Source organism: Streptomyces sp. NPDC093568 (assembly GCF_044764945.1).
Lineage (GTDB): Bacteria > Actinomycetota > Actinomycetes > Streptomycetales > Streptomycetaceae > Streptomyces.
The window spans coordinates 142,786-162,775 of the sequence record NZ_JBIWJD010000011.1 but is presented as its reverse complement, the minus strand read 5'-3'; the positions used below and the strand labels follow the sequence as shown (position 1 = coordinate 162,775).

Below are 19,990 nucleotides of genomic sequence, written 5' to 3'. Positions count from 1 at the left end.
CCCACCCGCTCAGAACAGGCTCAGCAACGCCTCCGCCGGATCCGTCAGCCCGTTCTCGCCGTCCGGGAGGGGCAGTTCGAACCAGACCGTCTTGCCACGGGGTGTCCGGCGCGAGCCCCACGCGGCGCTCAGGAGGCCGACCAGCTGAAGGCCCCGGCCGCCTTCGTCCGTGTCCCGGGCACGGCGCCGGCGGGGCTGGACGAGGCCCGAGTCCCAGACCTCGCAGACGAGCGTGCGGTCCAGCAGGAGGCGGAGCCTGATGTCGCCCTCGCCGTAGCGCAGGGCGTTGGTGACCAGTTCGCTGACGAGGAGTTCCGTCGTGTCGACCAGGGGTTCGAGGTCCCAGGACAGCAGCTGGCCGCGGGCGTACTCACGGGCCCGGCCCACGCTGCGCGGCTCGCGCGGCAGCGTCCAGTCGCCGACCGAGTCGGTGGGCAGGCCCTGGACGCGGGCCATCAGCAGCGCGATGTCGTCCTCGCCGTGGTGGGTGTCGAGGGTGTTGAGGACGTGGTCGCAGACGTCCTCCAGGGGGCGGGAGGGGTCGGTGAGCGCGCCGACGAACGCCTGCAGGCCCTCGTCCAGCGGATGGTCGCGGGACTCCACCAGTCCATCCGTGTAGAGCGCCAGCAGAGCACCCTCCGGCAGCTCGACCTCCACCTCCTCGAACGGCTCCCCGCCCACGCCCAGCGGCATCCCGGGCGGCACGTCGAGCATCAGCGCCGACTCCCCCGGCTCGACCAGAACCGGGGGCAGATGCCCGGCGTTGGCGAAGGTGCAGCGGCGGGTGACCGAGTCGTAGACGGCGTACACGCAGGTCGCCAGGTACACCTCGGACAGGTCCGCCTCCCGTGGGCGGCGGGCCGCGCGGGTGGCCTGCTGGACCCCGCCGGGGGCGCCGAGGCCGCGCGCGATCTCGTCCAGCGCCGAGAGGACCTCGGCCGGTTCGAGGTCCAGCAGTGCCAACGTGCGTACGGCGGAGCGCAGTTCGCCCATCGCGACGGCGGCACGCAGCCCCCGGCCCATCACGTCGCCCACGACCAACGCCGTGCGGTGGCCGGGCAGTTCGATGACGTCGAACCAGTCGCCGCCGACCTCGCTGGGCCGGTCGGCGGAGGAGTCGCCCGGCAGATAGCGGCACGCGATGTCCAGGCCGGACGCGACCGGGTCCCCGGGCGGGAGCAGCGACCGTTGCAGTATCAGCGCGCGCTCGTGCTCGCGGCGGTACAGACGGGCGTTGTCGATGCAGACCGCGGCGCGCGCGGCGAGTTCGACCGCCAGATCCCGGTCCCGCTCGCCGAACGGCTCACTGCCCTTGGTCCGCGCGAACTGCGCCAGTCCTACGACCGTGTCGTGGGCGACCATCGGCACCGCGAGCGTGGACTGCACGAGGCCGCCCTCCTCGCCGGGCACGTGCTGCGGCCGGGCGGTGCGCAGGGCGTCGGCGCAGGGCGAGTTGAAGGGGTAATGGTGCACGGCGCCGACCGCGACGGGCACACCGCCGCCCACGAAGGGCGCGTCGGAGACGGCGCTGGCGAAGGCGACCCGGCGCAGCTCGGCACTGCCGTCGGCGAGGCCGGGCGGGGTCTCGTCGCCGGCCAGCAGCCCCTGGTAGAGGTCGACGGTGGCCAGGTCGCAGAAGCCGGGCACCACCACGTCGAGGAGTTCGCGGGCCGTCGTCTCCAGGTCGAGGGAGTTCCCTATGCGGGCTCCGGCCTCGTTCAGCAGGGCGAGGTTGCGGCGCGCGGCGGCGGCCTCGCGCGCGGCGGCACGGCGGGCGGTGATGTCGATTCCGAGCCAGGCGATGCCGATGGGGCGGCCGCTGCCGCTGTGCACCCGGTAGAGGTTGACGGACCAGTGGCGGCGCTCGTCGGAGCCCGGCAGAAAGCCGGTGACATGCATGTCCGTGATGGAGTCGCCGCTCTCCAGGACGCGGCGCAGGATGGACGCGACGCGGTCGGCCTCGGGGCGCGACAGATAGTCGTGGACGCCCTTGCCGCGGTGGTCGTCGGGCTTGCCGCCGAACAGGGAGGCGAACCGCTGGTTGGCCCGGCGCACCCGCAGATCGGGGTCGATCAGTAGGAAGCCGAACGGAGATTGACCGAATATCGCCTGCGAGGCCGCGAGGTCGGTCTCCATCCGGCGCAGGGTGCGCACGTCCACGACGATGCACACGGCGGCCTTCTCGCCGCCCTCGCTCCGCGTCGGCATCACGTACACCTCGGCGAGACCGTCCTGGCCGCGGCGGCCGTCGGCGTCGTCCGGCATCCGGAAGGGGACCACGCCGGTCCACTCCCGTCCGTCCAGGATCTCGGCCATCTTGCGCTGGCCCTGCTCGCGCAGGTCCGGGTCGACGAACGCCTCGATGGGGTCCATGCCGACGGCGCGCTCCGCCGGGATGCCGAAGACCTGCTCGGCGCGCAGGCTCCACTGGTCGACCAGGCCGTCGGGACCGATGGAGAAGGACGCGACCTTGATGTAGTCGTAGATCGAGCCGGGCGGGCTGCTCTGCCACACGGGGTCGCCGGGGCGGAGCTCGTCGAGGGGGAACGCGGGGTCGTGAGCGGTGGTGGCTGAGGCCTGTGTGCTCTGTGAGGCTTGCGAGGCCTGTGTATCGGTGGACCGGGACCGCTCGCCGGCGGCCCTCGTCCTCGCGCCGTCCGACGGGTCCTCGGACTCCGTGGCCTTCGCTGGTATCTCGCTCACGCGAACCGTCCCCTCCAGCTCACCGCGCCCGGCACCGGTCACCGGCGGCGGCTGCCCGCAGTATCCAGCACTACGGCCCCGCACAACACGGTGTTCACGATCACAGCACGTTCCCGATGGTTTTCGGTCCCGGCCGCAGAAACACTTCCAGACTTCTAACCAGCGGACACGCAGTCGAATCACGCTGTTCGCCAACTGCCACTGGCCTGAACCATTCGTTCGACAGCACGAGGACCGGCGTACACCTGCCTGGACGCCTACTGACGGGTTGTACAGGGCCCGGGGAGCCGGCCCGGGTCCTCCGGCACCACGAGCTCGAACCAGACGGTCTTGCCCGTGTTCCGGCCGGGTCTGGTTCCCCAGCGCCGGGACGAGTGGGCCACGAGCTGAAGTCCGCGGCCGCTCTCGTCCTCGAGATGGGCGACGCGTTCGCGCGGCGGGTCCGGGAGCGGGTCGGAGACCTCGACCAGGAGGACGTCACCGAGGTGGGCCGGGCGGACCAGACGGACGCCGATCGGGCCGGTGGCGTGCCGCAGGGAGTTGGTGACCAGCTCGCTGACCAGCAGCGCCGCGATGTCGGCGAGGCTGTCCAGGCCCCAGTCGCACAGCCGGGTCCGAACGGCGGCACGGGCCGCGCGCACGGCACCCGCCTCAGCGGGAAAGCTCCACTCGACGCGGTCGCCTTCGGTGTCGATCACGCCGATCACTTCCCAGGCCAACGGGTTCGCTCATGTCCGGTTTCGCAGGGTTAATGAGCACATACCCGATATTCAGGGGCCGGTACCGTGCGAAAGGTGTGCGACAGGGTGGGAATCCGGGAAGTTCCGGGCGCCGGTGCACCCGCTCAGGATCGAAGGCGCGCCGCCACCTCCCGGACCGCCGGGACGTCCTGGTCCAGCCAGTCCACGTCCCACAGCTCCCCGGGGCCCAGCCAGCGCAGCGCGTCATGGTCCTCGATGGGCTTGGGCTCGCCCGTGCCGGGCAGGAGGCGGGCCGTCCACACCCACAGGACGTAAGGGGGTTTCAGCGGCCAGGTGCCCGGCACGCGCTCGATCACCTCGGCGTCCACGCCGAGTTCCTCCCGCAGCTCGCGCACGAGCGCGGCCTCGGGTGCCTCGCCGGGCTCGACCTTGCCTCCGGGCAACTCCCAGCGCCCGGCCAGCTCCTCGGGCGCGCTGCGCCGCGCGGCGAGAAGGCGGCCCCCGTCCAGCAACGCGGCACCGACCACGATCCGTTCCGTCATGCGCCGGAGCCTACGGGAGCTCAGAAAGAGTCAGTGGTCCGCGCTGTCGCCGTTCTGCGCGATGCGCTCGACCCAGTACAGCTGCTTGTGTCCACGGCTGTCGAGGCTGTCGGCGATCTTCTGGGCCTCCGCCCGGGTCGCGTACCGGCCGACGCGATAGCGATTGCCGTTGTCGTCCTGCCGGACGACGAGCCAGGGGAGAGTGATCGTGCTGTCGTTCATCGCGCCCCACCGCTCCTTCCCGCCCACCGCCACCCGAGTCCTGCTCGCGGCGTGCGCCGTACCCCGCCCGCTAAGGAAACCGCAATCCGCATATGCCCGAGCCTACGCCTAACCTTTACGCAGCGAATACGGCTTTTCACAAAGAGGTACGCAACCAGCCAAGTCGTAGGGGGCGCACGGCTTCGAATGCGCCGTGCGGAGAGGTTGATGCATCCGGTCACAGGCATACCGCGCACGCCCGTGACGACCTGCGAGAACGGCCAGATTGCAACGGCGGCGGAAGGGGCGGGAGTTGAGGCTCTGCCGACGGCAACTGCCGTGAAGGTGTGCGCTACCTCACGAACGAGTGCGCTACTTCAGCAATCGAGTGCGCTACTTCACCGGTAGGTGGTAGGCGACGCGGTACCGGTCCGCCGGGATCACCACGTCCGCGGTCTCCACCGGGCGGCCGGAGGCGTAGTAGGTGCGCTGGATGACGACGACGACATGGCCGGGGACTCCGCCGAGCGCCAGCAACTCCTCCGCGAGGCCGGGGCGGGCGCCCACCTCCTCGGTGACGTTGTCCACGACGACGTCGATGGCCGCCATGCGCTCGACGACACCCATGCCGCCGAGCGGGCCCTCCTCGGGCAGCATCACGGGGGTGCGGCCGGTGACGGCGAGGGGCTCCCAGGAGGTGGACAGCATCATCGCCTCGCCGGCATCCCGGAAGAGGTACCGCGTGCACATCACCCGGTCGCCGGGGCGGATCGCGAGCCGCTCGGCGACGGCGACGCTCGCCTCGGCCTGGGCGCTGCGGGACTCCCAGGTGCCCCGCGCCTCGCCGTCGGCCTGCTCCTGACGGAAGGGTGTCGCACCGGTCGGCGGGCGGAAGCCGGAGCGGGCGATCCGGCGCGGCACGGGCCGCTCCCGGACGTACGTCCCGGAGCCGGAGCGGCCCTCGACCAGCCCCTCGGCCATCAGCACCTTGCGCGCCTCCAGCGCGACGGTGTCCGAGACGCCGTACTCCTCGCGGATCCTGGCCTGGGACGGGAGGCGGGTGTGCGGTGGCAGCGAACCGTCGACGATCTTCTTGCGGAGATCACCCGCGACACGCAGATACGCCGGCTGCTCACCGAAAGTCACTGGCCGCTCCCATCAGGTTGTACAGACAGCAACAGCGTGGCAACCATGAGTTGTCCCGTGCAAGCAAAGGCCAGAGAATCACTCGATGTGATGACTTGTGCCTGCCGGGGGCTTTACGCAGGCACTTTCTCCCCGCTATAGCCGCGCTCACACCTCGGCTCACACATCGAGACCGCCCGCCTCGCCGCTCTCCTCGCCCCTGCCGGACTCGTCCTCGTACGTCGGCACGGTGGTGTCCAGGCCCAGAGCCTCGCGCGCGGTGACGGTGGTGGGACCGTCCACGTACTCGTACCCGCGGTCGTAGTGCGTGTAGTACGTGTCCGCGTCCTTGGCCGCCGCTGCCCGCGCCCACTCCTCGCGGGCGTCCTCCATCTCCTCGATCAGACCGGCGACCGGCTTCTTCGTGTCCGCCGCCCAGGTGTGCCCGCGCAGCGTTTCGATCTGCTCGTCGAGCACGGCGCGGACGTCCTTCGCCCACGCCCGGTTGGCCGCCAGGTCCTCCTCGGGGTACTCCTCGGGCTCCTCGTACAGCGCCGCGTCGACGGCGTTGGTCGCGGTCAGGAAGACGGTCTGGTCGGCGTCGAGCGTGGTCGGGTCGCTGCGCAGCGAGCCGGTCAGCTTGCCGTTCTCCTCGGTGCTGCCGAACAGGCAGGTGATCTCGCGGTCACCGAACCGCCAGCTCTGCCGGGACGGGATGAAGTAGTACACGTCCGCCTCGTTCGGCACGGCCCAGGTGTCCATGGCGTAACCGTCCCGCAGGGCATAGCACTTGTCGTCGGCGATCCGGCTGACCTCGTCGTCGCCGGGGTAGTCGCCGCCCGGCACGGTGTGCACCCCGAAGACCTCGCCGTCGTGCGGGCCGGAGCAGGACACCTCGTCGATGTCGTACGCGTCCCCCTCCAGGTTGCCGGTCGGTGAGTCGAAGCAGTCGCCCTTGGCGAGCGCGTAGGCGGTGCCGTCGCCGCTCGCCGCGCCCTTGAAGCCGTCCCAGAAGTCCGAGGCGGAGCCCGTGGTCAGCGCCAGCGCCCACAGCACCAGACCTACGGAGGACAGGATGGAACCCGCCACCGCCATGCCCTTGCCGCGCTCGCCCTTCTTCTTGATCTGCGCCAGCGCGATCAGCCCCAGCACCAGCCCCACGGCCGGCACGAAGCACAGGATGCCGAGGACGAGGGAGCCGATGGCGACGCCGTTGACGGGGACCGGGCGGCCGTAGGGACCGTAGGCCCCATAGGGGTGGTAGCCGTACGGCCCCGGGGCGCCGGGCGCGCCATAGCCGTAGGGCGGGGGCGACGGCGGCGCGTACGGGCCCTGCGCGGACGGCCCTTGGGCCTGCTCCGGGGACCCTTGTGGCTGGTGGGGTCCGGGAGGCGGAGGTATGGACACGAGTACCGTGCTCCTGGTTCAGGCGGCGGTGCCGAGCGGTGGAACGGGCGTACGACTGGGCGAATGGTAAGCGCGAGGTGAGGGGGAATGTCATGCCGGTTACGAATGCGACGATCCGGGCGGTCAACGCGCTGACCACCCGGTGGGCGGAGGCCTGGGGAGCCGCCGGGGCCGGGGGCACGGTCTTCTCGGCGGCGGGGGTGTGGCCGCTGCTCGCCTTCCTGGCGGACGGCGCGGACGGCACGGCACGGGCGGAACTGGCGGACGCGGTCGGCCTGCCGGCCGAGGAGGCGGCGGGGGCGGCGCGGGAGTTGCTGGGGGCGATGGCGGCGATGGGGTGCGCTGTGATGCCTGCGGCGGCCTGTCCGGCTGCGTGGGGGTACGCGTAGCGCCCTACGGGTGAGTTGTGGATCGGGGCCGCGCCGGGGGGTGTCCGTCCTCGGACCGGCGGCGGGCCCGGGACAGTCCGCACCGCGTCTTGACGCCGGCCACTGCGGGCGGACACCCCCCGACGCGTCCCCTTACCGCCGTACGCGACTGCAGGACCGTAGGGGTACGCGCAATCACTGCACGGGCGGCACCCCGCGCAGCAGTGCGCAGTCGTGCCGCTGGGGCGGCTCGGGTGGGCAGCGGCGCTTCGTCAGTGCCGGGCCGCGCGACCCACCCCCACCCAGGCACAGCTTCGGCGGGCACTGTGAGGAGGGGGTGAGCTGGACATTCCGGCCCGCGGGCACCAGGTCACCGTGAGTCCGCAACTCCGCCCGAGGCGCCAAGGCTGGACATCACGACCGTGGCGTACGCCGTGCGGTCGCGCCACGATCTGAGCGACCACCACGAGGTGTTCGGCCTCACGGCGGCGATGACCGACCGGCCCGCGGGTCACTTCCCCGGCATCAGCGGCCATCCGCTCCACGTCGACTCGGCCGAGCAGGCCGCGATGGCGAGGTTCGGCGCGCGCGGGTTCGAGGCGGCCGCGGTGACGGCGTTCGGCGCGGCGGGCGCGGGGGTGCCGAGGCTCCGCTGGGTGAACACCACCGTCGAGGCCACCTTCGACCGCCCGTTCGGCTTCCTGGCCGTGCACCGCCACACGCGGCTCGTCCTCGCGGCCGGCTGGGTCACGGACCCGGAGCCGTTCCGCGAGGACGAGGAGGGCTACTGAAACGAATTACTGACTGGGCGTCAGAACTGCATCGCCCAGGCGTCGATCCGCCCGGTGTCGAGGTTCGCGTTGTCGCTCACGCGCAGCTTCCACGTGCCGTTGGCGGCCTCTGACGAGGCGTTCACCGAGTACGTGGTGTTGATGTTGTCCGAACTGCCGCCGGTGCCGTACGACTTCAGCGTGTACGCCGTGCCGTCCGGGGCGATCAGCTGGACCTGGAGGTCACCGATGTACGTGTGCACGATGTGGACCTCGACGGCCAGGGCCGAGGGCGCGTTGCCGGAGACCCCGGAGACCGTCACCGGGGACTCGACCGTGGAGTTGTCGGCGATGGCGTAGTCACCGGTGTTCTCGAAGCGCGGGCCGGGCGGGGTGGTCGTGCCGCCGCCGACGTACAGCAGCCGGTTGGGCGAGCCGGAGCCCGGGCTGGTGACGACGCCGGTGGTGGCGGCGGACGTCAGGGCCGAGGAGACCTGGGCCGGGGTGGCCGTCGGGTGGTCGGCGAGGTAGAGCGCGGCCGCGCCCGCGACGTGCGGGCTCGCCATCGACGTACCGGAGATGGTGTTGGTCGCGGAGTCGCTGGAGTTCCAGGTCGAGGTGATGGACGACCCCGGCGCGAACAGGTCGAGGACGGAACCGTAGTTGGAGTAGCTCGCCTTGGCGTCGCTCGAGGTCGTCGCGCCGACCGTGATGGCCTCGGTGACGCGTGCGGGGGACCTGGTGGAGGCGTCGGTCGTCTCGTTGCCGGCCGCGACGGCGAAGGTGACGCCGGAGGCGATGGCGTTGCGTACGGCCGTGTCGAGGGCGGTGTCGGCGCCGCCGCCGAGGGACATGTTGGCGACGGCCGGCTTGACCGCGTTCTGGGCGACCCAGTCGATACCGGCGACGACCTGGGCGGTCGTACCGGAGCCCGAGTTGTTCAGCACGCGGACGCCGACGACCTTGGCCTTCTTGGCCACGCCGTAGGCGCTGCCCGCGACCGTGCCGGCGACGTGCGTGCCGTGGCCGTGGCCGTCCTGGGCGGTGTTGTCGTTGTCGATGGCGTCGTAGCCGTAGGAGGCGCGGCCGCCGAAGTCGCTGTGGGTGATGCGGACGCCGGTGTCGATGACGTACGCGGTCACGCCCTGCCCCGCCGAGTCCGGGTAGGTGTAGGAGCTGTTCAGCGGCAGGTTCTTCTGGTCGATGCGGTCCAGGCCCCAGGAGGGCGGGTTGGTCTGGGTCGCGTTGACGCTGAAGGTGCGGTTCTGCACGACGGAGGCGACCGCCGGGTCGGCGGCGAGCCGCTTCGCCTCGGCCTGGGAGGCCTCGATCGCGTAGCCGTTCAGGGCTTTCTTGTACGTCCGCTCGATGCCGGCGCCGTACTTCTCGACGAGGTCGCGCCCCGCCTTGGAGCCCGACCGGGCGTGGTCGGCCCGGAGCGTCACGATGTAGCTGTCGGCGACGGCGTTGGCCGCGCCGGCGTACTGGATGCGGCCCTCGGGGGCGGCCGCGGCGGGGAGTGCGGAGACGAGGCTCGCGGCGAGCGCCGCGGTGGCCGCCAGGCTGAGGGCGGCGAGTCTTCGGCGGGCGTCTCCGCGGGAGTTACGCATCACTGCCATCTGAGGGGTCCTCCTCAATCGGTGGTGCGCTGGTGGGGGGTGCATGGGTGCAGTATCAGACAGGGACATGTCAAATCTGTGTCGCACCTGTGCGCCAGCCGAAAGATTGAGGGCTCCACAGGAATTACACAAGGGCCCTGCACGGCGAACTGCGCCGGGATGCAGGGCCCCTGCGGGAGGGTCAGTCGGCGAAAGCCGTCGCCCGGGTGCGCTTCTCCCAGGCCGCGACGTCGTCACGCACCTGGTCGAGGTGGCCGAGTACGGCGTCGACCCCGTCGTCGCCGAGCGGCAGCCGCAGCGGGGTCGGGTCGGCCGCCAGTGCGGCGAGGATGAGCGCCGCCGCCTTCGCCGGGTCGCCGGGCTGGGCGCCGTCGCCGCCCGAGACGAGGCCGCGGGTACGGCTCACCTTGGGGTACAGGCCGCTGTCCGTGCTGGACCCCCTGCGCCCCGTCTCGAACAGCGCGGTACGGAAGGAACCCGGCTCCACGATCAGCACCTTGATGCCGAAGTCGGCGACCTCGTCCGCGAGCCCCTCGGACAGGCCCTCCAGCGCGAACTTGGTTCCGCTGTACGCCGAGAATCCCGCGAAGGACATCTGGCCGCCCATGCTGCTCATCTGGACGATCGCCCCGGACCGCCGCTCCCGCATGTGCGGCAGCACGGCACGGGTGAGCGCGGCCGGTCCGAAGACATGCACCTCGAACAGCTCCCGCAGCTCCTGCTCGGTGGTCTCCTCGAAAGCGCCGACGTGGGTGCGGCCCGCGTTGTTGACCAGGACGTCGATCCGGCCGTGCCGGGCGATCACATCCCGTACGGCGGCCTCCGCGGCGCCCGTCTCGGACACGTCCAGCCGCAGCGCCTCCATCTGGTCCGGGTGCGCGGCCACGAGATCGTCCAGCCCCTCGGGCCGCCGTACCGCGCCCACGACCACATCGCCCTCGGCGAGCGCCGCCTGGGCGATGGCCCGCCCGAATCCGCTGCTCGCGCCGGTGATCAACCACACCTTGTTCATGACAGCTCCTCGTCTCGCCGTGATGTGACCAGCCTGCTGCTCCACCGGGTTGCCCGTCCAAGACCCACGCTGATAACCGATGGTTATGGCTATGGACGTTCATGTTCGGGACCTGCGCTACTTCGTGACGGTGGCCGAGGAACTGCACTTCACCCGCGCGGCCGAACGGCTGTACGTGTCCCAGCCCGCGCTCAGCAAACAGGTGCGGGCGCTGGAGCGGCAGCTGGGCGCGGAGCTGTTCCGCCGGGAGCCGCAGGGCGTGACGCTCACGGAAGCCGGCGCGGCGCTGCTGCCGCATGCGCGGCGGGTGCTGGACGCCTGGTCTCAGGGGGCGGCGGCGCTGGAGGCCGCCCGGGCCGCGGCGCGCGGCACGCTGGTGGTGGGCATGAGCACCAGCCCCGGCCGGGGTGGGCTGCTGCCCGCGATCCGCTCACGCTTCACCGCCGCCCATCCGGACACCGTGCTGCGGTTGCGCCAGGTGGGGTGGCAGGACCCCACGGCCGGGCTGGCGGACGGAGACGCCGACGTCGCCTTCGTCTGGCTTCCACTGCCGGACGCCGAACGGTACAGCTGGACGGTGGTCGCGGAGGAGCCCCGTCTGGTCGCCCTCCCGGAGACGCACCCTCTGGCGTCCCGTGCCGAGATCGACTTCACGGACCTGGTGGAGGAGCCGTTCCTGGCCCTGCCCGGCGGGGCTGGGCCGTTGCGCGACTACTGGCTGGCCCTGGAGGAGCGCGGCGGGCATCCACCGCGCATCGGGGCGGAGATCGCGAGCACCGAGGAGACCTACGAGGCGCTGGTCGCGGGGCTGGGAATCTGCCTGGTCGCGACGGGAAACGCGCCGCTGCTCACGCTGGGCGGGGTCGTGACGCGTCCGGTACGGGGGCTGTCACCGAGCCGCTATGCCCTGGCCTGGCGCCGGGAGGACGCGGGGCGGGTTCTCGTGCGGGCGTATGGGGAGGCTTGTCGGCGGGTGGTGGGGCGGGGGTGAGTTTGTGGCCGGGGCGGGTGTGACTCCCTCGTGGTTCGGGGCCGTCGGTCGCCGTACGCCGGTATCCGGGGCTCACGCCCCTTCCGTCGCGGGCTCGGCCGGGGTCGTCGTGGCCAGGCGGGCCTGTTCCTCCTCCACGATGCGGCGGGCCAGGCTCAGGTCCGAGATGTCGACCGCGTCCGGGGTCGACTCGGCGACCTCGCTGCGGCGGGCGTAGGCGTCGAAGAGGCGGGACTTGTTCTCCAGCAGCCGCACCAGGCGTTCGTCGACGCCCCCTGTGCACAGCAGGCGGTGCACGCGGACCGAGCGGACCTGGCCCATGCGGTGGGCGCGGGCGACCGCCTGATGTTCGATGGTCGGCTTGAGCTGGGGCTCGCAGAGGATGACGACCGACGCGGCCTGCATGTTGAGGCCCACCCCGCCCGCCTCGATCTGCGCGAGCAGCACCGCGTGACCGGGCGCGGCCGCGAAGTCGTCCACGATCCGCTGCCGGCGGGCGGGCGGCACGCTGCCGGAGATGGGGCCGTGGACCCCGCCGTCGGTCCCGTCGGCCGCCTCGGTCGGCCTACGCCCGTTCCTCAACGCCTCCTCGACCACGGCCAGTACGTCACGGAAGGCGGAGAACACCACCACCTTCAGCCCGTTCTCCGCGGCCTCCGCGGCGATCTCGCGCAGCCGCTCCAGCTTCGCCGACCGCTCGGGACGGGCGTACGCCGCCCTGCGCATCGCCATGAAGTTGCCCGCGCGCACCGCCTCGCGGTACGCCTCGTCGTCCTGCGCGCTCGGCTCCTCCCACTCGTCCGTGTGCTGGAGCGCGGGGAGTTCGGTGAGGACGTCCTGCTGGTTGCGGCGCAGATAGACGGGTGCGACCGCCTTCCGGAACGCCTTGGAGCCCGCCACGCCGTCGTGGTCGTCGACGCTCTGGGCCAGGCCGGGCTGGAGGATGCGCACGAGGCTGCGGAACTCCTCCACCCGGTTCTCCATGGGCGTGCCGGTCAGGAACAGCACGCGGTCGCAGTGTCCCGCCCACTCGGAGACGGTCGTCGAACGGCGGGTCTGCGGGTTCTTCACGTAGTGGGCCTCGTCGACGATCAGCATGCCCAGCTCGCCGCCGCCCGGCACGGGGAAGCCGCGCAGCGCGTCGAAGGTGGTGACCGCGACGCCGCCGCGCCCCTTCCAGTCGGCGAACGCGTCCTGCCGGTCGGGGCCGTGCAGCGGGGTCACCCGCAGTGTGCTGCGCTTCTCGATCTCCCGGGTCCAGTTGATGAGCACGCTGGCCGGGCAGACCACCAGGAAGTGGCTCTGCCCCTCGGCGGCGAGGTGCGCCAGCGCGGCGATCGCCTGGATCGTCTTGCCGAGCCCCATCTCGTCGCCGAGGATCACCCGGCGCTGGGCGAGGGCGAAACGGGTGCCGAAGGCCTGGTAGCCACGCAGGGAGACGCGGCGGTGCGTGTCGTCGAGCGGCTGCGTCCTCACCCGCTCGGCCACCTCGTCCGGCAGGAAACCCTCGGCCGCGGCCGGGTCGGGGGCACGGCCCGAGAGCTCGGCGAGCAGTCCGTAGTACTCGGCGGAGCGGAGCTCGAAGTCGACCAGGGCGGCCACCTCGGACTCCGGGCGGCGCAGCAGATCGACCGACGCCTGGGCGAGCAGCTGCGGCACGTCGTCCTGGGCGGCCTGCTCGGTCAGCGCGCGGACCTCGGTCAGGGCCGCCAGCGCCCGTTCCCGCCCCGTCCGGCCCGCGAGCAGCATGCGCAGCCGCCCGGCCGTGGGCGCCGCGTCGGCCAGCGGCGGTCCGAGCCGCTCGGTGAGCGGGCGGGCCGTGTCGACGGCCCGGCGGGCCTCGGGACCCGCCTCCACCAGGACGTTGAGCGCGACGAGGAGGGCGGTGGTGCGGGGCTCCGGCCGGTCCACGTCGATGTGTACGGCGACGGTGTCGCGCACGGCGTCGGCGATCCGGCGGGCGGCGGCCACGGTCTGGTCGGCCGTCTGCTGACCGACCCCGGGCAGCTGCCGCAGCCGGTACGAACCGGCGTCCAGGACCTGCCCGACCGTACGGAATCCGCCCTTCTCCACCTCGCCCAGCCGCAGCCTGCCCTCGGTGAGGTCCTTCAGCCGGGCCACCGGGATGGCGTCCAGCTCGCGCCGGGCCAGGTCGTCATGAATCGGTTCCAGGGCCGCGCGCACGGCCTCGACGGCCCGCGCGTGGTCGTCGACCAGCGCCTGCGCCGCCTCGTACAGCCGCCGGCCCCCGGCCACCGCCTCCCGCTCGCTCCGGCCCATCGCGCCCCGCCCCTCTCGCCCCTCTCCTGGCGTCCCCGCATCCTGCCATCCCCGGGACGGCCGGCCCCCGCCGTGTGGTGGGCCGGGCGGCGGTCGAAATCTTCCAGCAGTGAGCGAATGGCTTAGGGCAGGAATTCCCAGAACGGCCCGTCAGGCGCACGGTCACGAGCGCACAACGTCACATCCCTCCCCTTGAGATAGGCCAGCAACCATTCGCTGAACGTCATCTCATAGAGAGTCCACGCCGGACTGTCGAACTCCTGGACCACGACGCGCCAGGGCGACGAGGGGTCGTCGGGAATCCGCAGGAAAATCGCCTCACCCGTCGTGGCCGTCGCCACCGGCATCATTTCGCCCGGGTTTGCCCCTACCGGACTCGGCAGAAATTCCACCATGTCCTCGTCGCGCCAGAGTTCGAGATCGTCCCTGATGGATTCTCCCAGGCTGTGCAGAAGATGGCCGGCCGGGTGCTCCAGATACAACTGACCGTTGATCTCGATCGAACCATAGGCGTTCACGATCTCACGGAAATCCGCAGGGAATTCGATACCGAGTTCCCGCTCCAGTTCGATCCAGGGCGCCGGATCCGACCAGTTGAACCGGGGTTCACCCAACAGGGCTTGTATCTCTGAAAGCGTCGCCACCACTATGCCTCTTTGAATTTCCACGATCCCGCCGCCGTCGGCGCCCTGGCAGTCTGCTGGCCCGCACAGGCCGCAAGCCAGTGTGATCTACATCACCAAGATCCCGAACGGCGTGATGTTTCCCAGCCGGAATGCGCTGGTAGGGCGGGCCACCTGTGCGTGGGGTGTCCCTCCTGTGGCTTTCTTCGTGGCCCTCACGGGCCTTCTCCTGGGGTGGATTCGTCGTGAGTCGTCGTACGACGCGTGCGTACAGACCGTTGAGCTATAAGCGCCGGGCGTGGCTGACGCTCGGTGCCGTCTTGCTGGGGGGCGGAGGCGTGGTGACCTACGCGGTCGCCAGCCCGTCCGGCGATGCGGGTGCCGAGGGCCGGGCCAAGCGGCCGGTGAAGGTCTACGACCTCGCGCTGAAGGGCGCCACGGCCGGCAAGCGGGAGCTGCCGCGCACGGACACCGAGCAGTTCTCGCTGGTCGGCGTCTCCTGGACGGGAGCCGTCAAGCGGCTCGACGGCACGGCGCAGGTGCGCACCCGCGACCTGGAAAGCGGCGAGTGGAGCGCCTGGCGGGACCTCGAGGTGAACATCGACCCGCCGGAGGACCCGGAGGCCGGGATGCGCGGCGCGTCCGAGCCGCTGTGGGTCGGTCCCTCCGACGGCGTCCAGGTCCAGGTCGCCCATGAGGACGGCACCACCGGCGCGCTGCCCAAGGGGCTTCAGGTCAACCTGGTCGACCCCGGCGTGGTGACCGCCGCCGAGACGAAGGCCACCGAGCCGGCGGCGTTCGTCGCCGAGGAGAGCAGCCCGGAGGCCACGCCCACCGACGGTACGACGGTGACGCCGACGGACGACCCGACCACGACGTCGCCCACGCCGACCGAGACCACGGCGACACCGACGGCGACGGCGACGCCCACCGACTCGGCGTCCCCGTCGACTTCGCCGAGCACGTCGCCCAGCACGTCCCCGAGCCCGTCGGCCACGACGCCGACCGCGCCGCCTTCCACCGTGCCCAAGCCGCCGATCACCTCGCGCGCCGGCTGGGGCGCGGACGAGTCGCTCAGCCCCGACCCCTCCGAGTACAACCCCGACGTCAAGACGGTCTTCGTCCACCACACCGACGGGGCCAACGACTACTCCTGCGCCGACTCGGCGTCGATCGTGCGGGGCATCTACGCGTACCACACGCAGGTCAACGGCTGGAACGACGTCGGCTACAACTTCCTCGTCGACAAGTGCGGCACCGTCTTCGAGGGCCGCAAGGGCGGCACCGACCTGCCGGTGCTCGGCGCGCACACCTACGGCTGGAACCGTGAGTCCGCCGGCATCGCGGTGCTCGGCGAGTACACCTCCACCAGTGCCTCCAACGCGGCGCTGACCTCCGTCGCCCGCGTCGCCGCCTGGAAGCTCGGCCAGTACGGCGCCGACCCGGCCGGGACGGTGCAGCTCAACGCCGGCGCGAGCCAGAAGAACTACTTCGGCACCAGCTTCACGGCCGGCACCAAGTACACCTTCAACCGGATCGCCGCCCACCGCGACGGCTACAACACCCAGTGCCCCGGCAACTCCCTGTACGCCCAGCTGCCGACCATCCGCGCCTGGGCGGCCGGCCCGGTGCAGGGCCTGAAGGTGGCCTCGGTCGGCGGCGCCGGGCTGTCCGGCTCGACGTACTACACCAAGGGCGCCGTCAGCGTGAAGTGGACGGCCACCACGCCCGGGTCGCTGATCAAGAGCTTCGAGCTGCTGGTCGACGGCAAGACCGTCGCCACCGCTGCCGGCACGGCCACCTCCGCGAACACGACCCTGGCCCTGGGCAGCCACACCGTCGCGGTGCGGGCGGTGCACCAGTCCGGCAAGACCGTGACCACGGCCGCGCTGAACGTCGTCGCGGAGACGACCGCCCCGACCTTCACCACCACGCCGAAGCTCTCCCTGCGCACCGGCACGGTCAACACCACCGCCGTCCCGGTCGCCCTCGGCTGGAAGGCCATCGACGACAAGGCACTGCGCGAGGTGAAGCTGACGTCGCCGACGGCGGCCACCTTCGGACCCTCCACCACCACGTCCAACCGCACCGCCAACTCCGGTACGGCCGCCACCTGGTCGATGCAGGCGTACGACTTCGCCGGCAACTACCGCACCGCCTCCGCCTCCTACACGCCGGTGATCCTCCAGGAGACCTCGGCGGTGAAGTCCGGCACCTGGACGGCCCGTTCCTCCACCAGCTACCTGGGCGGCAAGTCGTACTCCAGCGGCTCCAAGAACGCCTCCCTCTCCTGGACCTTCACCGGCCGCTCCGCCTCCTGGGTGGTCTCCCGCGCGTCCAGCTCGGGGCAGGTCTACGTCTACGTCGACGGGGTCAAGGTCAGCACGGTCGACCTGAAGTCCTCCACCACCCTGTACCGGCAGGCGATCTGGACGAAGACCTGGTCCAGCAGCGCCCAGCACACCGTCAAGATCGTCGTGGTCGGCACCAGCGGCCGTCCCACCATCACCACCGACGGGCTGGTCTACCTCAAGTAACCGAACCGTCGGCAAGGACGGTCGCAGACAACGGCAGAGGCCGGGACGGATTCGTCCCGGCCTCTGCCGCTTGTACTTCGAGGTCGAGCGCGACCACGTCAGCGACGTGGTGTGGACTCACACGTTGAACCGGAACTCCACCACGTCCCCGTCCTGCATGACGTAGTCCTTGCCCTCCATGCGCGCCTTGCCCTTGGCGCGGGCCTCCGCCACCGAGCCCGTCTCCACCAGGTCGGCGAAGGAGATGACCTCGGCCTTGATGAAGCCCTTCTGGAAGTCGGTGTGGATGACGCCGGCCGCCTCGGGGGCGGTCGCGCCCTTCTTGATGGTCCAGGCGCGGGATTCCTTGGGGCCGGCCGTGAGGTAGGTCTGCAGGCCGAGGGTGTTGAAGCCGACGCGGGCGAGGGTCGCCAGACCCGGCTCCTCGGCGCCCACCGACTCCAGCAGCTCCATGGCGTCCTCCTCGTCGAGCTCGGCGAGGTCCGCCTCCAGCTTGGCGTTGAGGAAGATCGCCTCGGCCGGGGCGACCAGGGCGCGCTGCTCGGCCTTGAAGTCCTCGTCGACCAACTCGTCCTCGTCGACGTTGAAGACGTAGAGGAAGGGCTTCGTCGTCAGCAGGTGCAGGTCGTGCAGGAGCTCCTCGTTGCCGGAACCCTGGACGATGCCCGCCGAGAAGAGCGTGTCGCCCTTCTCCAGGATCGCCTGTGCCTCCTCGACGGCCTTCACCTTCGGCGCGATGTCCTTCTTGATCCGCGACTCCTTCTGGAGGCGGGGCAGGACCTTCTCGATGGTCTGGAGGTCGGCGAGGATCAGCTCGGTGTTGATCGTCTCGATGTCGTCCTTGGGCGAGACCTTGCCGTCGACGTGGACGACGTTCTCGTCCTTGAAGGCGCGGATGACCTGGCAGATCGCGTCGGACTCACGGATGTTCGCGAGGAACTTGTTGCCCAGGCCCTCACCCTCGGAGGCGCCGCGCACGATGCCCGCGATGTCGACGAAGTCGACGGTCGCCGGCAGGACGCGCTGGGAGGAGAAGATCTCGGCCAGTTTCGCGAGGCGGGGGTCGGGGACGCCGACCACGCCGACGTTCGGCTCGATCGTGGCGAACGGGTAGTTGGCCGCCAGCACGTCGTTCTTGGTCAGGGCGTTGAACAGGGTCGACTTGCCGACATTCGGCAGACCGACGATTCCGATCGTGAGCGACACGTTGCGACTTCCCGTACGTGAGAGGACTTCAGGGGGGCTGGGCTGGGGCCCGGTCCTTCTTCGATCTTCGTTGCAGATCACGCAGATGCACGGGCCGATCCACCAGTCTACGGCGTGCCGCGCCCGGCCCCGGCGCCCTGTCGAACACCTGGCCAAGGTCGGTCCCCGGGCGTGTCCGAGGACGGATTCGCCACATAAACCGACCTAGGTTGGTGCAGTGGAGCAAGACCGGGCGCGACCTGCCGGGCATGCATCGCGACGCGGTACGCCACCCTCGTCGCCGCCTCGGGCGGTACGGGGGCCGGGGTGGTACGGCGCGGGGTGAGGGCCGGTGCGCGCGGGCACGGGCGGAATCCGGACGGACAGGGGGAAGTGTGGAGCGGGGCGAGGGCGGGCGCACGAGGCGCGGTGAGGGCGGGCTCGCGCCCGGGGAGAGCCGTTCGGGACGGTCCGGCTGGGCCACCCGGGCGTCCCGATCGGCGGCGGCCGCCAGATGGTCCTCTCGGTCGGGGGGCGGAGCGTCGAGGTCAGGTGGACCGCCCCGGTCCGGTGGTGCCGGAGCCTCTCCCGTTTCCGGAGCCGCCCGCTCCGACCGGCCCGTCCGCCAGCGTCGGCCGGCGTCGGAGCGGCCCGCCGCGGCGGTACGGCGGCCCGGGCCGGCCGCACCCGTGCCGCAGGCCGTGCGACGGTTTCCCGATCCCCGGCTCACCGGGCTCGGAACCGGCCTGTTCTGCGGGGCCGTGATGCTGCTGCTCGGCTACCTCGACGGGCTGCTGTTCGGGGCGTCGCTCACGGTGTACGGCGTGCTGTTCCTGCCGGTGTGCGCGCTGACCGCCCTCTGGGTGCGCGAGGGCGATCTGCTGACCGCGCCGGTGGTCGTGCCGATCGCGTTCGCCGCCGGACTGCTTCCGGTGGCCGATGACGGCGGGGGCTTCAGCGGCCACCTGATGGGCCTGGTGACCGCCCTCGCCACCGAGGCCGGCTGGCTGTACGGGGGAACGCTGATCGCCGGTCTCGTCGTGCTCGTACGGAGGGGACGGCTGGTGGCGCGGAGAGCGGCGGCCCGGCGCCGGTAGTGACGGAGGACGGAAGGACCAGAGGACGGGCGCCGGCAGTCGTGACGAGCCGGCGCCCGTGCCTGCCCGCTAGCTGCCCTGCTCCGCCGCGTGCATCGCGGCACCCACGATGCCCGCGTTGTTCTGCAGCTCGGCCGGGACGATGTCCGCCTTGATGCCCTCGATGTAGTGCAGGAACTTCTGGGCCTTGCGGCTCACCCCGCCGCCGATGATGAACAGCTCCGGGGAGAAGAGCATCTCGACGTGGGTGAGGTACTTGCGGACGCGGTGCGCCCAGTGCTCCCAGCTCAGGTCCTCGTCTTCCTTGACCTTGCTGGAGGCTCGCTTCTCCGCGTCGTGCCCGTGCAGTTCGAGGTGGCCCAGCTCGGTGTTGGGGACCAGGGTGCCGTCGACGAACAGGGCGCTGCCGATGCCCGTGCCGAAGGTGAGGAGGATCACCGTGCCTCGGCGGCCGCGGCCCGCGCCGAAGTGCATCTCGGCGACGCCGGCCGCGTCCGCGTCGTTGACCACCGTCACCGGGTGGCCGCCCAGGCGGTCGCTGAACAACGCGCGCGCGTCGGTGTCGATCCAGCTCTTGTCGACATTCGCCGCCGTACGGATCGTGGAGCCGCCGGTGACCACGCCGGGGAAGGTGAGGCCGACGGGCCCGGTCCAGCCGTAGTGCTCGACCACCTGCTTCACACCGTCGGCCACTCCGTCGGGCGTGGCCGGGTGCGGAGTGAGCACCTTGAAGCGCTCCTGAGTCAGTTCACCTCTGTCCAGGTCCACCGGGGCGCCCTTGATCCCGGATCCACCGATGTCCAAGCCGAAGATCTGCATGGCTCTACGT

General features: G+C 71.4%; 17 protein-coding genes. 5 read left to right on the top strand and 12 right to left on the bottom strand.

The genetic code is table 11. The annotated features are described in order from the left end of the window. Positions 1–9 precede the first annotated feature (9 nt). The 6 genes from ACIRD7_RS35145 to ACIRD7_RS35120 all read right to left on the bottom strand — a co-directional run bounded on the left by ACIRD7_RS35145 (position 10) and on the right by ACIRD7_RS35120 (position 6,679). Positions 10–2,703: a SpoIIE family protein phosphatase gene (locus ACIRD7_RS35145; RefSeq protein WP_403459886.1), complete on the bottom strand. Its 2,694-nt coding sequence runs from the start codon at positions 2,701–2,703 to the stop codon at positions 10–12. A gap of 257 nt (positions 2,704–2,960) precedes the next feature. Continuing rightward, on the bottom strand, positions 2,961–3,401 hold the full coding sequence (locus ACIRD7_RS35140) for an ATP-binding protein (RefSeq protein ID WP_403459885.1): 441 nt from the start codon (positions 3,399–3,401) through the stop codon (positions 2,961–2,963). A 146-nt stretch (positions 3,402–3,547) separates the two neighbouring features. Next, entirely contained in the window at positions 3,548–3,946 is a 399-nt protein-coding gene (locus tag ACIRD7_RS35135) for a (deoxy)nucleoside triphosphate pyrophosphohydrolase (protein WP_403459884.1), read from the bottom strand. 30 nt (positions 3,947–3,976) lie between these two features. Further along, a complete protein-coding gene (locus tag ACIRD7_RS35130) occupies positions 3,977–4,168 on the bottom strand; it encodes an SPOR domain-containing protein (RefSeq protein ID WP_328423875.1) in 192 nt (63 codons plus the stop codon). A gap of 372 nt (positions 4,169–4,540) precedes the next feature. Further along, on the bottom strand, positions 4,541–5,293 hold the full coding sequence (locus ACIRD7_RS35125; protein ID WP_403459883.1) for a GntR family transcriptional regulator: 753 nt from the start codon (positions 5,291–5,293) through the stop codon (positions 4,541–4,543). A gap of 159 nt (positions 5,294–5,452) precedes the next feature. Continuing rightward, entirely contained in the window at positions 5,453–6,679 is a 1,227-nt protein-coding gene (locus ACIRD7_RS35120) for a DUF4190 domain-containing protein (protein WP_403459882.1), read from the bottom strand. A gap of 92 nt (positions 6,680–6,771) precedes the next feature. Here ACIRD7_RS35120 and ACIRD7_RS35115 point away from each other — a divergent pair, with 92 nt between their 5' ends. Both ACIRD7_RS35115 and ACIRD7_RS35110 read left to right on the top strand, forming a co-directional pair. Beyond that, positions 6,772–7,068 carry a hypothetical protein gene (locus ACIRD7_RS35115; RefSeq protein ID WP_403459881.1) on the top strand — a complete coding sequence of 99 codons (297 nt, stop codon included), beginning with the start codon at positions 6,772–6,774 and terminating at the stop codon, positions 7,066–7,068. A gap of 401 nt (positions 7,069–7,469) precedes the next feature. Continuing rightward, on the top strand, positions 7,470–7,838 hold the full coding sequence (locus tag ACIRD7_RS35110; protein WP_403459880.1) for a serpin family protein: 369 nt from the start codon (positions 7,470–7,472) through the stop codon (positions 7,836–7,838). 20 nt (positions 7,839–7,858) lie between these two features. On the opposite strand, the gene ACIRD7_RS35105 is transcribed toward ACIRD7_RS35110, so the two are convergent. Both ACIRD7_RS35105 and ACIRD7_RS35100 read right to left on the bottom strand, forming a co-directional pair. Then, the gene (locus ACIRD7_RS35105; protein ID WP_403459879.1) at positions 7,859–9,436 is read right to left on the bottom strand and encodes a S8 family peptidase; all 1,578 of its coding nucleotides are present in this window, start codon (positions 9,434–9,436) and stop codon (positions 7,859–7,861) included. 181 nt (positions 9,437–9,617) lie between these two features. Continuing rightward, on the bottom strand, positions 9,618–10,448 hold the full coding sequence (locus ACIRD7_RS35100; RefSeq protein ID WP_403459878.1) for an oxidoreductase: 831 nt from the start codon (positions 10,446–10,448) through the stop codon (positions 9,618–9,620). Between the two features lie 85 nt (positions 10,449–10,533). Between ACIRD7_RS35100 and ACIRD7_RS35095 the strand changes: the two genes are divergently transcribed. Continuing rightward, positions 10,534–11,439, top strand: a complete 906-nt coding sequence (locus tag ACIRD7_RS35095; RefSeq protein ID WP_403459877.1) for a LysR family transcriptional regulator — start codon at positions 10,534–10,536, stop codon at positions 11,437–11,439. 72 nt (positions 11,440–11,511) lie between these two features. On the opposite strand, the gene ACIRD7_RS35090 is transcribed toward ACIRD7_RS35095, so the two are convergent. After that, complete coding sequence (locus ACIRD7_RS35090; RefSeq protein ID WP_403459876.1) at positions 11,512–13,719, bottom strand: DEAD/DEAH box helicase; 2,208 nt, start codon at positions 13,717–13,719, stop codon at positions 11,512–11,514. 122 nt (positions 13,720–13,841) lie between these two features. After that, on the bottom strand, positions 13,842–14,363 hold the full coding sequence (locus ACIRD7_RS35085; protein WP_403459875.1) for an SMI1/KNR4 family protein: 522 nt from the start codon (positions 14,361–14,363) through the stop codon (positions 13,842–13,844). A 257-nt stretch (positions 14,364–14,620) separates the two neighbouring features. Between ACIRD7_RS35085 and ACIRD7_RS35080 the strand changes: the two genes are divergently transcribed. Then, a complete protein-coding gene (locus tag ACIRD7_RS35080) occupies positions 14,621–16,879 on the top strand; it encodes a peptidoglycan recognition protein (protein WP_403459874.1) in 2,259 nt (752 codons plus the stop codon). A 117-nt stretch (positions 16,880–16,996) separates the two neighbouring features. Here the strand turns inward: ACIRD7_RS35080 and ychF are convergent, their stop codons facing one another. Further along, the gene (gene ychF, locus ACIRD7_RS35075; RefSeq protein WP_403459872.1) at positions 16,997–18,085 is read right to left on the bottom strand and encodes a redox-regulated ATPase YchF; all 1,089 of its coding nucleotides are present in this window, start codon (positions 18,083–18,085) and stop codon (positions 16,997–16,999) included. Between the two features lie 680 nt (positions 18,086–18,765). Between ychF and ACIRD7_RS35070 the strand changes: the two genes are divergently transcribed. Beyond that, positions 18,766–19,161, top strand: coding sequence for a DUF6542 domain-containing protein (locus ACIRD7_RS35070; RefSeq protein ID WP_403459870.1), 396 nt, complete (start codon positions 18,766–18,768; stop codon positions 19,159–19,161). 69 nt (positions 19,162–19,230) lie between these two features. Here ACIRD7_RS35070 and ppgK read toward each other — a convergent pair whose 3' ends face one another. Then, entirely contained in the window at positions 19,231–19,980 is a 750-nt protein-coding gene (gene ppgK, locus ACIRD7_RS35065) for a polyphosphate--glucose phosphotransferase (RefSeq protein WP_403459869.1), read from the bottom strand. Positions 19,981–19,990 lie beyond the last annotated feature (10 nt).

Excerpts from the sequence above, each read along its gene's own strand:
- ppgK (WP_403459869.1), bottom strand. The coding sequence starts at position 19,980 with ATGCAGATCTTCGGCTTGGACATCGGTGGATCCGGGATCAAGGGCGCC.
- ACIRD7_RS35090 (WP_403459876.1), bottom strand. The coding sequence starts at position 13,719 with ATGGGCCGGAGCGAGCGGGAGGCGGTGGCCGGGGGCCGGCGGCTGTAC.
- ACIRD7_RS35135 (WP_403459884.1), bottom strand. The coding sequence starts at position 3,946 with ATGACGGAACGGATCGTGGTCGGTGCCGCGTTGCTGGACGGGGGCCGC.
- ACIRD7_RS35105 (WP_403459879.1), bottom strand. The coding sequence starts at position 9,436 with ATGGCAGTGATGCGTAACTCCCGCGGAGACGCCCGCCGAAGACTCGCC.
- ACIRD7_RS35100 (WP_403459878.1), bottom strand. The coding sequence starts at position 10,448 with ATGAACAAGGTGTGGTTGATCACCGGCGCGAGCAGCGGATTCGGGCGG.
- ACIRD7_RS35115 (WP_403459881.1), top strand. The coding sequence starts at position 6,772 with ATGCCGGTTACGAATGCGACGATCCGGGCGGTCAACGCGCTGACCACC.
- ACIRD7_RS35095 (WP_403459877.1), top strand. The coding sequence starts at position 10,534 with ATGGCTATGGACGTTCATGTTCGGGACCTGCGCTACTTCGTGACGGTG.
- ACIRD7_RS35130 (WP_328423875.1), bottom strand. The coding sequence starts at position 4,168 with ATGAACGACAGCACGATCACTCTCCCCTGGCTCGTCGTCCGGCAGGAC.